The sequence below is a fragment of the Sutcliffiella horikoshii genome, assembly GCF_044809035.1.
Lineage (GTDB): Bacteria > Bacillota > Bacilli > Bacillales > Bacillaceae_I > Sutcliffiella_A > Sutcliffiella_A horikoshii_G.
Genome location: NZ_CP085237.1, coordinates 2,522,242 through 2,536,470, shown reverse-complemented (window position 1 = coordinate 2,536,470; position 14,229 = coordinate 2,522,242). Strand labels below are relative to the sequence as shown.

Sequence of the window (14,229 nt, the reverse complement as noted above, 5' to 3'; positions counted from 1 at the left end):
AGCCATTTGCGGAAATCAACAGCGGTGAGTTTGAAATTTGAAAATGAAATAGCAGTTTAACCGGCCATCTTACTTCCTTTTCCTACTATAATCATGTATGATAATAACTGGTTCATTTTTAATTTTAGATACAAGGAGATGTTCATAATGGCAAAAACAGGATACATACTTATGGAAAACGGAGAAAAAATCGAATTCGAACTTTATCCAAACGAAGCGCCAAACACAGTTGCTAACTTTGAAAAATTAGCAAACGAAGGATTCTACAATGGTGTATCATTCCACCGTGTCATCCCTGGTTTCGTAAGCCAAGGTGGAGACCCAACTGGGACTGGTGCAGGCGGTAGCGGCACTACAATCAAATGTGAAACAGAAGGTAACCCACATAAGCATGAAGCAGGAAGCCTTTCCATGGCTCACGCTGGAAGAGATACTGGTTCTAGCCAATTCTTCATCGTACACCAGCCACAACCTCACTTGAACGGTGTTCACACTGTTTTTGGTAAAGTGACTTCTGGACTTGAAACAGCTAGAAATATGAAAAATGGCGACGTTATGGAGAAAGTAGAAGTTACAGACGCTGAATAATAGTTTTAAAAGCGGGAGCAGAGATGCTCTCTCTTTTTTTACAAGAAAAGAAAGCAGGTACCTACCATGAATAAAAAGAATTGGATTTTACTTGGCGTGCTGCTCGGCATGTCTCTTGTCTGGGGCATAATTTACTGGTTTTTCATCGTTTGACAAACTTATCTAAAACTTTAAATTTTACTTATCATGAAGATATGCTAAAATAATAACGGTATACAACTACATATGAATGTCCTTCGGGGGTGGGTGAAATTCCCTACCGGCGGTGATGAAGCCATGTGCTTCTTAGTCCGTGACCCGGTTTTCTTGAAAAAGAAAAGCGGTGGATCTGGTGCAACTCCAGGGCCGACAGTGAAAGTCTGGATGGGAGAAGGATTATAGATTGCAAGCAGTGAAAAATTCATGTATGAACACTGTTTATTTTCCTATACGCAATTTTAATCCAAACCAAACCTCTAAGGCGATATTCTTAGAGGTTTTTATTATTTTAAGTTGATTTTGTAGGAGGGGATTTGCTTTGGAAGATCAGTACTATATGAAATTTGCCATTGATCTAGCCAAGCGTGCTACAGGTCAAACCTCTCCAAACCCGGTTGTTGGCTGTGTCATTGTGAAAGAAGGCGAAATTGTTGGGTTCGGGGCCCACTTGCGGGCAGGAGAAGCTCATGCTGAAGTGAATGCTATCCAAATGGCAGGCAGCAGGTACAAAGTGAGAGGTTCAACCGTATATGTAACATTAGAACCGTGCAGCCATTTTGGCAAAACGCCTCCATGTTCAGATCTTCTTATTCAATCTCAAGTTAGCAAGGTGGTTATTGCTTCCACAGACCCAAATCCTTTGGTTGCGGGAAAAGGTATAGAAAAGTTACGCGAGGCAGGGATAATAGTGGAGCTTGGTGTTTGTGAAGAAGATGCCTTGGCATTGAATCAGGTTTTCTTTCATTATATAAAAACTGGAAAACCGTTTGTTACATTGAAAACGGCGGCCAGCCTTGATGGCAAAACTGCCACTCACACAAATGAGAGTAAATGGATAACGGGACCTGATGCACGCATGGATGTACATCAATATCGTCATCAACATGACGGAATATTAGTTGGGGTTGGTACGGTTCTCTCTGATGATCCAAGTCTGGACACCAGACTGCCAAATGGAGGTAAAAATCCGATAAGAATCGTATTAGATACTTATTTTCGGACTCCTTTGAATGCTAAGGTGATGACAGATGGTAAGGCGCCAACATGGATTGTAACCGGTAATAAGCCGAATTTGGAAAAAGTGAAGGCCCTAGAAGGCAAGGAAGATATAAAGGTTCTTGCGCTTCCCTCTGAAAAAGTAGAAATCAACGACCTTCTTACGTTGCTTGGCGAGGCTGGGATTACGTCTTTGTTGGTAGAAGGCGGAGCGACAGTTAATGCCAGTTTTTTAAAAGAGAAAGCTATCCAGCAAGTAATCACTTACTTTGCTCCTAAACTGATAGGCGGACAAGATGCTCCATCCCTAATTGGCGGTGAAGGGTTTGCCACTATGGAAGAAGTAGTAGAACTCGAGATAAAAGAAGTGACGAAGATTGGTTCTGACCTGAAAATTGTTTCGATACTAAAAGAAGACCCAAGGAGGTGATTGCTTGTTTACAGGAATAATTGAAGAAATAGGAACCATCAAACAAATCATACGAGGCGATCAAGCAATCATTTTAGAGATTGAAGCAAAGAAAGTTTTAGAAGATGTGAAGCTAGGGGACAGTATTGCGGTCAATGGTGTCTGTCTAACAGTGACCACTTTTTCTGCAAATCGCTTTACAGTGGATGTTATGCCAGAAACGATACGTGCAACCTCCTTGGAGCATTTGAACGCCGGCTCTATGGTGAACCTCGAAAGAGCTATGATTGCTAATGGAAGATTCGGAGGACATTTTGTAAGTGGACACGTGGACGGAGTAGGAACCATTCAAGATAAAAAAAGGATCGGCAATGCAGTCTACTATACCATTACTGTCCATGCTGATCTGTCACGGTACTTAATGCTTAAAGGTTCCGTAACGGTTGATGGGACAAGTCTAACAATATTCGGTGTAAAGGATCATAGCTTTACTATCTCACTTATTCCCCATACCTTGAATGATACAATCCTTGGAGGAAAAGGTAAGGGAGATAGAGTAAATATTGAAGTAGACATGTTGGCTAAATATATGGAGCATTTGTTGAAACAACAGCAGAATGGAACTCCTGCCAGAAAATCTAGTATGTCAGCATCATTTTTAGAAGAGCACGGATTCAAATAAGGTGGGTGAGAAAGATGAGTGAACTATTTAATTCAATAGAAGAAGGATTGGAAGATTTACAACAGGGCAAAGTTATTATTGTTTGTGATGACGAAGACAGAGAGAATGAGGGAGATTTTATAGCGCTTGCTGAAAAGGCAACACCTGGTGTGGTGAATTTCATGGCGACACATGGCCGTGGTCTAATTTGCGTGCCTGTGCAAGAAGATTTAGCTGATAAATTGGACCTGGTTCCGATGGTTAATCACAATACCGATTCACATGGTACTGCATTCACCGTCAGTATTGATCATAAATCCACTACAACGGGCATTTCTGCATTTGAGCGTTCCACCACCATTCTGGAACTCTTATCACCAACTTCGAAAGCAGGAGACTTTAAGCGTCCCGGGCATATATTCCCGCTTGTTGCCAAAAAAGGCGGCGTATTAAGAAGAGCAGGTCATACGGAAGCGGCGGTCGACTTAGCTTTAATGAGCGGCTCCTACCCGGCTGGTGTAATCTGTGAAATTATGAACGAAGACGGTTCAATGGCGCGTGTGCCGGAGTTAAGAAAAATTGCCGATAAATTCGATCTGAAAATGATTACCATTAAAGATATGATTCAATACCGTAACCGAAAAGACAAGCTTGTTCAAAGGGAAGTTGAAATAAAACTACCTACTGAATTTGGTGATTTCCGTGCCGTTGGATACTCCAATGTTGTGGATGGTAAAGAACATGTTGCATTGGTGAAAGGAGATATTGACCCTGAATCTCCAACGCTTGTACGGGTGCACTCTGAATGCTTGACAGGAGATGTGTTTGGATCCAACCGATGTGATTGTGGACCCCAGCTTCATGCAGCGCTTGCTCAGATTGAGAAGGAGGGCAACGGAGTGCTTCTTTATATGAGGCAAGAAGGACGGGGCATCGGCTTATTAAATAAGATGCGTGCCTATAAGTTGCAAGAGGAAGGGTATGACACCGTAGAAGCGAATGAGAAGCTGGGTTTTGGTGCTGATTTGCGAGATTATGGAATCGGCGCGCAGATCTTAAGAGACCTTGGTGTATCCAAAATGAAGTTGCTGACTAATAATCCTCGAAAGATAGCAGGATTAAAAGGATATGAGTTAGAGGTAGTAGACCGAGTACCACTTCAAATGCCCACCAAGGAAGCTAATGAAAGTTATTTAAAAACCAAGCATACTAAGTTAGGGCATATGTTGCATTTTTAAATAGTCCAGTACGCTTGTTACTTGGAACAAAATGCGAAGCCGAGGAGGCTCAAGGTCGCCCTGCGGAAAGCGAAGCATTTTGAGGAAGTAACAATGGTATTTAACAAAAATATAAATGTTAATTAGGAGGAACCAACAATGGCAAAAGTATATGAAGGTAATTTAGTAGGAACAGGTCTTAAGGTAGGAATCGTAGTAGGGAGATTCAATGAGTTTATTACAAGCAAGCTTCTAGGCGGAGCACAGGACGCACTTAAAAGACACGGCGTAGAAGAAGACCAAGTGGACGTAGCTTGGGTACCGGGTGCGTTTGAAATCCCATTGGTTGCAAAAAGAATGGCCGACTCCGGTAAGTACGATGCAGTAATTACCCTTGGAACAGTAATTCGTGGATCTACTCCTCACTTCGACTATGTATGTAACGAAGCGGCAAAAGGAGTATCTCAAGCTTCCATGCAATCGGGTATTCCGGTAATCTTTGGTGTACTTACAACAGAAACCATTGAACAGGCTATTGAAAGAGCCGGAACGAAAGCTGGGAATAAGGGATGGGAAGCTGCTGCAGCGGCTATTGAAATGGCAAATTTATTACGCGAATTCTAAGATTTATCTTAAAAAGGTGTACTTTAAAGCTTTGTTTGGATAGAATGTATACTTAAGAGTAAGAAAATCTTTCAGATAGGAACGTTTTCTAATAATTTTCCTATACTACTTGTAGTTATACTTATGAAAGTTTTTTCGATAATGAGGGGTAATTTATGTTAATTCGTTATAAGAAGAGCTTTGAGAAAATTGCTATGGGTCTTATGTCCTTTATGCCAACAGAAAAAGAGCTGAAGAAATTACAGCAATCGATGAGAGACTACGAAGAGAAAGAAAACTGGCAGCTTTTCCTTTGGAAGGAAGACGATATTATAGGATTGATTGGTATCGAGTTAGAAGAAGAAAGCTTCACCATTCAACACATCAGTGTAATTCCTTCCCATCGTGGGCAAGGATATGGTAAAAGAATGGTTGTCGCACTCACGAAAACTTATCCAAACAAAGCAGTCAAAACAACACAATATACGACTGCATTTATTGAAAAATGTGATCTTGATGAAAATGAATGCAGTGAATAACTGCATATTTGAAAAAAAACGACGGCTTTCTTTGTGAAAGCACGTCGTTTTTATTTTGTGAAGGTGGATTTTTGCCTCAGATACAGTCCGGGAAAGTCCGGACTTTCTGTGAAATAAAATACGAGCGGAACCGGAGCAAATACTGTCCAAAAAATGAAAATACGAGCGGAACCGAAGCAGATACTGTCCGAAAAATGAAAATACGAGCCGAAATGGACCAAATACATGCCGTTCGACAACAACAGTCAAACTCCGACACCACCTCCCCGGCTTATGTTCATCCCCTTTCTCTCCGCAATTCCAGCTGCCTTTTCCTTTCCTCAATCACATCAGAACGATCCCGAAGAGTATGCCTGTTCACCAATGAACCATCACGCAAATCACTGGCTGTGCCCCAAACCAAGTTTGTTTCTTTCGCCATAGTATCACAAGACAGCAGCAAATCGGGGTCAGCTATCGGCAAATTCATACTCTCATAGGGTTCTTGGTTTGTCACATAAACTATTCGCTCTTCTAGCATTTTAAGCAATCGCCCACTATCAAGCCCCAACGCCTCAATCTCTGAAGACTCCTTGCCGATAATCCGAAAAGCATTTTGAAGCATCCGCAAAGCTCCTTTGAAGTTTCCACGTCGATGATGGTAGAGACCTACGGAAATTTGAATAAGACCGACCCAATGAATTTCACGCTCACCCGCATCTTTTTCCTTCCAATATTCCTCTAGTACTTCATGGCATTCAAAATAGTCTCTATCACAATGAAAATGATATAAATAATCGAGGTAAGCTTTTGGATACAAAGGATTTCCTCCTTAATTACAATTCTAATAATATTTTAACATAATCATGAAAACCCTATAAAATCTTGCTACAATACTCTATACTATTGTATAGTTTGATGTTTATGTTAGGTGGATGAATGATTGTGCAGGAATACAATGTGAAAGTAGAGGCCTTTGAAGGCCCTTTGGATTTATTATTACATTTAATCAACAGATTGGAAATTGATATATATGATATTCCGGTTGCTCAAATTACCGAGCAATACTTATTATACATACATACCATGAAAGAACTGCAATTAGATGTTGCAAGTGAGTACCTTGTCATGGCAGCGACCCTCATTGAAATCAAGAGTAAAATGCTGCTTCCAAAACATGAAGAAGAAATTTTAGATGAGGTAGATGAATTTACTGAATACGAAGAAGATCCTCGTGAAGAGTTAATAAATCGACTTATTGAGTATCGAAAATATAAAGAGGCGGCAGATGATTTAAAAGAGATGGAAGAGGAACGAAGCCATCTTTTCACGAAGCCTCCTAGTGACTTGAGTGGTCTCATGAAGGAAGTGAAGCCCGAAGAAGTAAAATTAGATGTTTCCTTATATGATATGCTCGGGGCCCTACAGAAACTAATGCGCAGGAAAAAGATACAGAAACCGATGCAAGCTAGGATTACACGTCAAGAAATACCCATTGAGAAGAGGATGGCGGAATTAATCCAAGATTTGCGTCTATTCAAAGGTCGCAAGCATTTTTATGAACTTTTCCCGGAATCAAGCAAAGAGTATGTAGTCGTTACATTTTTGGCAATCCTCGAACTCTTAAAAAAGAACAGCATTATCCTAGAACAGGATAACAATTTTTCAGATATATATGTGTCGTATAAGGAAGGAGGAAACGAAGAAATTGGCTATTATTAATTGGAAAGCGATAGTAGAGAGCCTACTTTTTGCAGCAGGGGATGAAGGGCTTACGTTGAAGGAACTTACTGCTGTATTGGAAGTGGAAGAACATGTCGCAACCGATATATTAGATGAGTTAAAAAAGGGCTATCAAAAAAAAGAGAGGGGCATCACCCTCATAGAACTTGCTGGTACATATCAACTAACCACCAAAAAAGAGCATTCTGTCTATCTGAAAAAGCTGGTTGAATCTCCATCTTCGCAGACTCTTTCACAGGCAGCACTCGAAACGTTGGCAATTGTTGCGTACAAGCAGCCAATTACACGAACGGAAGTGGAGAATATTCGTGGAGTGAAAAGTGAAAGACCTCTACAAACGCTCGCAGCAAAAGCGCTAGTTAAAGAAGTTGGCAGGGCGGAAGGAACGGGTCGGGCAATCTTGTATGGTACGACTAAAGAATTTCTGGATTACTTTGGTCTAAAAAATATTAAAGAATTGCCGTCTTTATCAGTAAATATGGAAGAAATGGACGAAGAAGCGGATTTGTTCTTTGAAAAGTTCCAAGAAACGTTTGAATCTTAAGATTATTTAATCCTCTTATGGTAAAATAGTAGTATGGGAGGCTGTTAAGCAGAAGGCCCCTATGACAGATTAGCAGGTGGGAGTGACCGTATGCGTATAATTAATAGTAGAGGGTATGAATTAGAAAAGGCGCAACCCAACACTTCTGAGGATTTTTTTAACCGCTCTGAAGTGACGTTTGAAGATGATGGAGAAGAAAAGACGTTGCATGTGCTGTACATTCGGTACTATGACGAAACCTTTGCTGAGTTTATCCCCACGATGCGTGGAGAGACAGATCCTATTTTCAAGATCGGTGAAAAGCAAATTACGTTTAAAGATTTGGTAGCCATTACTTGTTTAATCAAAAACCCGAGTTTTCGTCATAGAAAGCGAATCTATATTAATACACAAGAAGAGCTTGCGGGTTACTTTGAAGGAGTGAATATCCCGAAAACAAGAGAAATATTTGAGGGCATTTACAATAAAGGTGGCTATCAACTCACATCTTCACTTCATTTCTTATTGCAGCCTTCTTCTTAAGTTGGCCAAGCTTGTAATACTTTCATCATTCCATACGTAACGTAGTAGAAACCGACATTTAGAAAAAACTAATACTTGGAGGGTCATTTTTCAATGGCAAATACAATTGTAAAATCACAAACAGAACAGGTTGAGAGCTTTTTAGGAAACACGGTACATCAACTGAATGCCTTCTTGAATGAAGCTACACTTTCCACGCTCATGGAAGAGTCTTCTTCCAAACAGGAGTATGTAGAACTTCTTTTATTGAATACTCGTCGACTTGCTGTATTCTGTGACGAAGGGTTGAACGCTTGTCAAGTTATCCTGAAAAGTGAACCGTTTAGAAAGTCAGCTGCTGAAAAAGTTTTATATAACATATATCACCAATGTATTGAAGAGTTTTTTGCACCTAGAAATGATGCTTGGTATGAGGACAGCCGTTCTGCTTATACTGGCAAGAATTCCATTCAGTTCCATGAAGCGCCACCTGAATCATTAAAAGTAGTGATTCGTGGCTTAGAAAGTGATTTTCAAGCAGTTCGTGAAGAGTTAGAGTATTATGAAACGGACTACCGAACAAAAATGATGCAAAGTAATTGATGTGCATGCACCAGCCCTTTCTTTTGGGCTGGTGTTTTTTGTTTATTTACTCCTTTACTACTGAATTGTTCCGTTTCGCCCAGATGGAGCATAGAATAAAACGATGAGTGCTGGGGAGGGTGAGAACGATTAAACAAAATCAGCTTGTTTTTAAACAGTTTTTAAGCGAAGTGGAAGAATGGTGTTTGGAATTATTAACTACCAATCAAGTTAGCAAAGATGCTTTTCGCAGTAGTTGGCTACCGGAAGTAAGAGGGATTCTAAAAAGAGTTCAACATGCTCAAGAGCAATCGTATATTTACGAGTCTGATATACTCGAAATTCAAAAATGTGTGGAAGAGACGGCAGAAGGATTGCAAAATGTCACAGCCAGACGCCTTAATAATGGAAGAGTTGCAATTGGACAGCATACCCTTCCGCCACTTCCGTATCCATATAACGCACTTGAACCGTATATTTCTAGAGATATTATGGAGCTGCATCACCTGAAACATCATAAGAGCTATGTGGATGGGTTGAATAAGGCGGAATTGAAGATGCTAGAAGCTCGCGAAACAGGCGATTTTGATTTAATCAAACATTGGGAACGTGAGGCTGCTTTTCATGGATCTGGTCATTATTTGCATACTATGTTCTGGGATAACATGTCTCCAAATGGCGGTGGTCAGCCAAGCGGGAGATTAATGCAGCAGATTGTCCAAGATTTTGGCAATTATGAAAAATTTAAAAAGCATTTTTCAGAAGCTGCCGATAAAGTGGAAGGTGTCGGGTGGGCTTTGCTTGTTTGGTCTCCTCGTGCCCATCGGTTGGAAATTTTACAAACAGAGAAACAGCAACTATTTACTCAATGGGACACCATTCCACTTCTTGGATTGGATGTCTGGGAGCATGCATACTACCTCCAATATAAAAATAACCGCAAAGACTATATAGATAAGTGGTGGAATCTCGTAAATTGGAAAGACGTTGAAAAGCGTTATCAAGAGGCGTCAAAATTGAAGTGGAAACCGCATTGATTAGTGAGGGGGGCTTTGTGCCTCTCTTTTTTTGTTAGGGGTAGATAATGTGGTCAATGAAGACCGGAGTGACCGGAAAATAGGTGATGGCAGGTCTTCATCAAGGCAATGAAGACCGGAGTAGTCGGAAAATAGGTAGAGAGAAGTCTTCATCAAGGCAATGAAGACCGGAGTGGCGGGAAAATAGGTGGAGACAGGTCTTCAAATGCCCTTTCCATCCTTTCGACATAAAAACTATTCATAATTTTGGACAGGTTCCGCATAAACTTGTACAAAAATAGATAAGGGATGGGATTGGATGTCTCACAAACGACATATGTTCAGCATCGCACTAGTTTCGCTGCTGATTTTCTCTATATGTATTCCGCAAAATATACATGCGGAACAAGTAGGTGTCAGTGCTCGCAATGCGGTCTTGATTGAACAGGAAAGTGGCAGAATCATATACGAAAAAGATGCCCATGACAAGCAAAGAATTGCCAGTATTACAAAGGTGATGACTGCAATTTTGGCAATTGAATCGGGAAAATTGGATGAAATTGTGAAGGTCAGTGACAAGGCTGTCCGCGCAGAAGGTTCCTCTCTCTATCTGAAACCCGGTGAAAAGATTAAACTTGAACATTTAGTGTTTGGTTTGATGCTTCGCTCTGGAAATGATTCTGCTGTTGCTATTGCAGAACATGTCGGAGGGAGTTTGGAAGGCTTTGTGTTCATGATGAATGAAAAAGCGGCAGAACTCGGAATGACCAACACGGAGTTTGCAAATCCGCATGGTCTGGATGACCATGAGAACCATTACTCTACTGCGTATGACATGGCAATATTGACTAGATATGCCATGGAAAATGACAAATTCAAAGAGATTGCAGGCACAAAAGTATACCGTGCGCCAGCAGCTCCGGGTGAATCTTGGGACAGGAGTTGGACCAATAAGCACCGTTTAGTAACGGGAATGTATCAATATGCAACGGGTGGTAAAACAGGGTATACAAAGCGGGCGAAGCGGACCCTCATCACCACTGCTTCAAAAGAGGGATTGGATATGATTGCAGTGACCTTAAATGGTCCAGATGACTGGAAAGATCATATCTATATGTTCAACCGAGCGTTTGTCGATTACCAGTTATATGACATAGCGGAAAAGGGAGAACTGGACAATGTGAAAGATGATTTTTATAAAGGGAAAGTCTCTCTTTCTCGTGATATTAAGTACCCTATGACGAAAAAGGAAAGAGAAGATGTACGTATTAAAGTTACATTGGAAAAACCAAAAAAAGAGTGGGAAGAAGAGGAAAATGTACCGGAAGTAGTCGGGGAATATACGTTGATTGTCCATGATGAGGCTGTTGTAGAAACTCCGATCTACTTTGAGCAGAAGCAAAAGAAGGAAGGCGGTTTCTGGAGTATCTTCAAAGATATCTTTTTTATAACGGCAGGAAAGCTTCCATGGTAAACATTATCTGGGTGGCCATGACAATTATCGGGATCCTGTTCGCGATGATCAATGGAACGATGGATAAAGTGAACGAGGCCATATTTTCCGGTGCAAAGGATGCGGTAACGATATGCATTGGATTTATCAGTATACTGGTTTTCTGGCTGGGCTTGATGAGAATTGCCCAGGAAGCGGGACTGCTTGAAAAATTAGCGTCTCTTTTTAAACCTGTGGTACGGAGGATCTTTCCAGAAGTACCAGCAGATCATCCGGCGATGGGGTATATGCTATCTAACATGATTGCAAACATGTTCGGGCTTGGAAACGCAGCGACTCCCATGGGTATTAAAGCTATGGAACAGCTAAGAGAACTTAATGGCGGGAAAACAGAAGCAAGCAGATCAATGATCACGTTCTTGGCAATCAATACCTCAAGTCTTACCTTGATTCCTACCACTGTAATTGCCATCAGGATGAATTATGGATCTGCTTCTCCAACAGAAATAGTCGGCCCTACCCTTGTAGCTACCCTGTGTTCCACCATCGCGGCCATTACAATAGATCGTCTATTTTATTACAGGCGTATGGCAAAAAGGAGGTAGGCCATGCAACTCATTTCACTTATATCTCTATGGATGATCCCTTTGCTCATTGGATTCATTCTCTTGTATGCAACATTTAAAAAAGTACCCACATACGAGACCTTTGTAGAAGGAGGGAAAGAGGGTATCAAAATTGCGATCTCAATCATTCCGTTCTTGGTTGGGATGTTGGTTGCCATCTCCATCTTCAGAGCTTCAGGGGCATTAGATTTTCTCGTGGAATTTGTCAGACCGGCTATGCAGGCAATAGGCGTTCCGGCAGAAATAGTGCCACTTTCTATTATTCGACCAATTTCAGGGACGGCAGCACTTGGGATGACAACAGATATGATTGCAACCTATGGGCCGGATTCTTTTATGGGCCGGCTTGCTTCGGTACTGCAAGGAAGCACAGATACCACTCTCTATGTTATTACAGTCTACTTCGGCGCCGTAGGAATAAAGAAAATGGGAGATGCCTTGAAAGTAGGTTTATTGGCAGATGTAGTGGGAATAGTCGTATCTATTCTGGTCGTTACTATATTTTTTGCAATGTAAACTGTTTGCGCCGGGAGAAATATCCCGGTGTTTTTATATTTAGTTAAGAAATCTATATTACCATTGATTTCCGTTCCAGGAGCTTCGCTTGCCTGCGGGCGGTCCGTGAGCCTCCTCAGGCTTCTCGCCTTCCGGGGTCTCACCTGTCCCTTCCTCCCGCGGGCGTCTGCGCGCCTTCCACTTCAATCAACAAGAGGACTTCATTAAACTTAAGAAAAATAAAGCTATTGAGTTACCTTAAAACCACTAACCTTCCTTTAACGTAATTTCTAGCTGTGGATTGGAGCAAATGGCGAAGACTCCAGCGGGGGAGTAACGGTAGGTTGAGACCCCGCAACGAAAGGGAGGAGGCTCAAGCACCGTCCCGCGGAAAGCGCAGCCATTTGCGGAAAGGAACAGCGGCGATAACCCAATAACTAATATTAAAAAACTAAGCATTTATTCTCGGTCTTTTTTTATGTGGGGAATCAAATACGATTATCTATTATTTCCTCTTTCTTTTTACAATCAACAACAGGTATAATTAGAGTTTGCAAACATTGGGAATCATAGAAGAAGAGAAATCTTGGCTTTTATTGTGAAAGTCGGGTAAGATGTTGAATGAGGTGAAAGAAATGGAACGGTTACAAAAAGTTATCGCACACGCAGGGATTGCGTCAAGAAGAAAAGCAGAAGAATTGATAAAAGAAGGCAAAGTAAAAGTTAATGATAAAGTTATAAGAGAACTAGGAGTTAAAGTAAATCCAAACGATAAAATTGAAGTAGAGGGAATTCCCGTTGAAAGAGAGAAGCAAGTCTACTTCTTACTATACAAACCAAGAGGCGTAATATCTAGTGTAAGTGACGATAAGGGCAGAAAAGTCGCGACGGATTTCTTTCCATATATTGAAGAACGCATTTATCCAGTTGGAAGATTAGATTATGATACTTCTGGCTTATTGCTGATGACTAATGATGGGGAGTTCGCTAATGCGCTTATGCATCCCACTTCAGAAGTGGAAAAGGTCTATGTTGCAAAGTTAAAGGGGATCCCTTCCAGAGAAGCTATTAAAAGTTTGGAAAGAGGTATTAAGCTTGAGGACGGAAAAACCGCACCGGCTCGAATTAAGTTGCTTTCCATGGAAAGAACGAAGAATACCTCTATCTTTGAAATCAGCATTCATGAAGGCCGTAACCGACAAGTTCGCCGTATGTTTGAAGCGATTGGAACTCCGGTCATGAAGCTTAAAAGGGAAAGGTATGGCTTTTTGAATTTGCATGGTCTGTCTGCAGGGGAAGCTAGAGAGTTGACTCCACATGAAGTAAAACAGCTTCGTGTAATGGCGACAAAACCGAAGAAATAACAATGACATGGTAGTAGAGGCGGAGGGAGCTTAAAAGGCAGCTTCCGCTTTTGTGTTTTAAAAGACGGAAGAAACTGTCACACTCCGCTTTTCGGTCACAAAACCTTCATATTCTATTATCTATGTAAAAAGTAGTAAATGTTATAATAACTAGGATGAAATGTCTCAGTTTTAGGAGAGTATGTATATGAATAAAAAGCAACGTTTAATCATGCGCACAAGCATACTACTGCTTCTTTTAGCGGCAATTGGATATACCATGTACACAAATTTCTTCGAGTCCAAAGAAATAGTGGATGTGGGGGATGAGGCGCCGAATTTTGTACTTACAGATCTTGAAGGCAATGAAGTCATGCTTTCAGATTACCGAGGCAAAGGAGTTTTCCTGAATTTTTGGGGAACATGGTGCAAGCCGTGTGAAAGAGAAATGCCATATATGGAAAATCAATATCAAGCTTTCAAAGACCAAGGAGTAGAAGTGATAGCAGTAAATATTAGAGAAACGAACTTGGCAGTCGAGAAATTCAGAGATCGCCATGGTTTAACTTTTCCTATTCCAATGGATAAGAGTGACCAAGTAAGACAGGCATATGGAATACTCCCATTGCCGACAACTATTCTCCTGGATGAAAACGGCAAGGTTGTGAAAAAAAGTTCAGGTGAGTTGACAGAAGAAAAAGTAAAAGAATACATGGAAATGATTAAACCTGAATAA

Annotated in this window: 17 protein-coding genes and 1 riboswitch; of the genes, 16 read left to right on the top strand and 1 reads right to left on the bottom strand. The window is 41.0% G+C overall.

Going from position 1 to position 14,229, the window contains the following annotated elements:
- Window positions 1–147: 147 nt before the first annotated feature.
- The 6 genes from LG307_RS13175 (at window position 148) to LG307_RS13150 (ending at window position 5,211) form a co-directional block, all read left to right on the top strand.
- Window positions 148–588: a peptidylprolyl isomerase gene (locus LG307_RS13175; RefSeq protein ID WP_404442647.1), complete on the top strand. Its 441-nt coding sequence runs from the start codon at window positions 148–150 to the stop codon at window positions 586–588.
- A gap of 228 nt (window positions 589–816) precedes the next feature.
- Window positions 817–967, top strand: a riboswitch (FMN riboswitch).
- A gap of 138 nt (window positions 968–1,105) precedes the next feature.
- Window positions 1,106–2,212: a bifunctional diaminohydroxyphosphoribosylaminopyrimidine deaminase/5-amino-6-(5-phosphoribosylamino)uracil reductase RibD gene (ribD, locus tag LG307_RS13170; RefSeq protein ID WP_404442645.1), complete on the top strand. Its 1,107-nt coding sequence runs from the start codon at window positions 1,106–1,108 to the stop codon at window positions 2,210–2,212.
- Between the two features lie 4 nt (window positions 2,213–2,216).
- Window positions 2,217–2,873 (top strand): riboflavin synthase, encoded by a 657-nt coding sequence (ribE, locus tag LG307_RS13165; RefSeq protein ID WP_404442643.1) that lies wholly within the window; start codon window positions 2,217–2,219, stop codon window positions 2,871–2,873.
- 14 nt (window positions 2,874–2,887) lie between these two features.
- Window positions 2,888–4,090 carry a bifunctional 3,4-dihydroxy-2-butanone-4-phosphate synthase/GTP cyclohydrolase II gene (locus LG307_RS13160; protein ID WP_404442641.1) on the top strand — a complete coding sequence of 401 codons (1,203 nt, stop codon included), beginning with the start codon at window positions 2,888–2,890 and terminating at the stop codon, window positions 4,088–4,090.
- A 138-nt stretch (window positions 4,091–4,228) separates the two neighbouring features.
- The gene (ribE, locus tag LG307_RS13155; RefSeq protein ID WP_404442639.1) at window positions 4,229–4,693 is read left to right on the top strand and encodes a 6,7-dimethyl-8-ribityllumazine synthase; all 465 of its coding nucleotides are present in this window, start codon (window positions 4,229–4,231) and stop codon (window positions 4,691–4,693) included.
- A gap of 155 nt (window positions 4,694–4,848) precedes the next feature.
- On the top strand, window positions 4,849–5,211 hold the full coding sequence (locus LG307_RS13150; RefSeq protein WP_404442636.1) for a GNAT family N-acetyltransferase: 363 nt from the start codon (window positions 4,849–4,851) through the stop codon (window positions 5,209–5,211).
- Window positions 5,212–5,488: 277 nt separating this feature from the next.
- Here the strand turns inward: LG307_RS13150 and LG307_RS13145 are convergent, their stop codons facing one another.
- The gene (locus tag LG307_RS13145; RefSeq protein ID WP_404442633.1) at window positions 5,489–6,010 is read right to left on the bottom strand and encodes a DUF309 domain-containing protein; all 522 of its coding nucleotides are present in this window, start codon (window positions 6,008–6,010) and stop codon (window positions 5,489–5,491) included.
- Window positions 6,011–6,129: 119 nt separating this feature from the next.
- On the opposite strand from LG307_RS13145, the gene LG307_RS13140 reads away from it, so the two are divergent.
- The 10 genes from LG307_RS13140 (at window position 6,130) to resA (ending at window position 14,229) form a co-directional block, all read left to right on the top strand.
- Window positions 6,130–6,912 carry a segregation/condensation protein A gene (locus LG307_RS13140; protein ID WP_404442630.1) on the top strand — a complete coding sequence of 261 codons (783 nt, stop codon included), beginning with the start codon at window positions 6,130–6,132 and terminating at the stop codon, window positions 6,910–6,912.
- Window positions 6,899–7,477 (top strand): SMC-Scp complex subunit ScpB, encoded by a 579-nt coding sequence (gene scpB / locus LG307_RS13135; protein WP_404442627.1) that lies wholly within the window; start codon window positions 6,899–6,901, stop codon window positions 7,475–7,477. Before LG307_RS13140 ends, scpB begins: the two co-directional genes overlap by 14 nt.
- A 90-nt stretch (window positions 7,478–7,567) precedes the next feature.
- A complete protein-coding gene (locus LG307_RS13130; protein ID WP_404442625.1) occupies window positions 7,568–7,999 on the top strand; it encodes a hypothetical protein in 432 nt (143 codons plus the stop codon).
- Window positions 8,000–8,092: 93 nt separating this feature from the next.
- Window positions 8,093–8,581 (top strand): YpuI family protein, encoded by a 489-nt coding sequence (locus LG307_RS13125; protein WP_404442622.1) that lies wholly within the window; start codon window positions 8,093–8,095, stop codon window positions 8,579–8,581.
- 128 nt (window positions 8,582–8,709) lie between these two features.
- Window positions 8,710–9,597, top strand: coding sequence for a superoxide dismutase (locus LG307_RS13120; protein ID WP_404450450.1), 888 nt, complete (start codon window positions 8,710–8,712; stop codon window positions 9,595–9,597).
- A gap of 298 nt (window positions 9,598–9,895) precedes the next feature.
- Window positions 9,896–11,050: a D-alanyl-D-alanine carboxypeptidase family protein gene (locus tag LG307_RS13115; protein WP_404442620.1), complete on the top strand. Its 1,155-nt coding sequence runs from the start codon at window positions 9,896–9,898 to the stop codon at window positions 11,048–11,050.
- Window positions 11,044–11,634 carry a nucleoside recognition domain-containing protein gene (locus tag LG307_RS13110; RefSeq protein ID WP_404442617.1) on the top strand — a complete coding sequence of 197 codons (591 nt, stop codon included), beginning with the start codon at window positions 11,044–11,046 and terminating at the stop codon, window positions 11,632–11,634. The genes LG307_RS13115 and LG307_RS13110 overlap by 7 nt, the downstream gene beginning before the upstream one ends.
- A 3-nt stretch (window positions 11,635–11,637) precedes the next feature.
- Entirely contained in the window at window positions 11,638–12,171 is a 534-nt protein-coding gene (locus LG307_RS13105; RefSeq protein ID WP_404442615.1) for a spore maturation protein, read from the top strand.
- A gap of 614 nt (window positions 12,172–12,785) precedes the next feature.
- Window positions 12,786–13,514 (top strand): pseudouridine synthase, encoded by a 729-nt coding sequence (locus LG307_RS13100; RefSeq protein ID WP_404442612.1) that lies wholly within the window; start codon window positions 12,786–12,788, stop codon window positions 13,512–13,514.
- 187 nt (window positions 13,515–13,701) lie between these two features.
- The gene (gene resA / locus LG307_RS13095; RefSeq protein ID WP_404442609.1) at window positions 13,702–14,229 is read left to right on the top strand and encodes a thiol-disulfide oxidoreductase ResA; all 528 of its coding nucleotides are present in this window, start codon (window positions 13,702–13,704) and stop codon (window positions 14,227–14,229) included.

What these genes read in the sequence shown, in the direction of transcription:
- ribE (WP_404442639.1), top strand. Translation starts at nt 4,229, where the DNA reads ATGGCAAAAGTATATGAAGGTAATTTAGTAGGAACAGGTCTTAAGGTA.
- LG307_RS13160 (WP_404442641.1), top strand. Translation starts at nt 2,888, where the DNA reads ATGAGTGAACTATTTAATTCAATAGAAGAAGGATTGGAAGATTTACAA.
- LG307_RS13140 (WP_404442630.1), top strand. Translation starts at nt 6,130, where the DNA reads ATGATTGTGCAGGAATACAATGTGAAAGTAGAGGCCTTTGAAGGCCCT.
- LG307_RS13100 (WP_404442612.1), top strand. Translation starts at nt 12,786, where the DNA reads ATGGAACGGTTACAAAAAGTTATCGCACACGCAGGGATTGCGTCAAGA.
- LG307_RS13115 (WP_404442620.1), top strand. Translation starts at nt 9,896, where the DNA reads ATGTCTCACAAACGACATATGTTCAGCATCGCACTAGTTTCGCTGCTG.
- LG307_RS13150 (WP_404442636.1), top strand. Translation starts at nt 4,849, where the DNA reads ATGTTAATTCGTTATAAGAAGAGCTTTGAGAAAATTGCTATGGGTCTT.
- LG307_RS13105 (WP_404442615.1), top strand. Translation starts at nt 11,638, where the DNA reads ATGCAACTCATTTCACTTATATCTCTATGGATGATCCCTTTGCTCATT.
- LG307_RS13110 (WP_404442617.1), top strand. Translation starts at nt 11,044, where the DNA reads ATGGTAAACATTATCTGGGTGGCCATGACAATTATCGGGATCCTGTTC.
- LG307_RS13130 (WP_404442625.1), top strand. Translation starts at nt 7,568, where the DNA reads ATGCGTATAATTAATAGTAGAGGGTATGAATTAGAAAAGGCGCAACCC.
- resA (WP_404442609.1), top strand. Translation starts at nt 13,702, where the DNA reads ATGAATAAAAAGCAACGTTTAATCATGCGCACAAGCATACTACTGCTT.
- LG307_RS13175 (WP_404442647.1), top strand. Translation starts at nt 148, where the DNA reads ATGGCAAAAACAGGATACATACTTATGGAAAACGGAGAAAAAATCGAA.
- LG307_RS13125 (WP_404442622.1), top strand. Translation starts at nt 8,093, where the DNA reads ATGGCAAATACAATTGTAAAATCACAAACAGAACAGGTTGAGAGCTTT.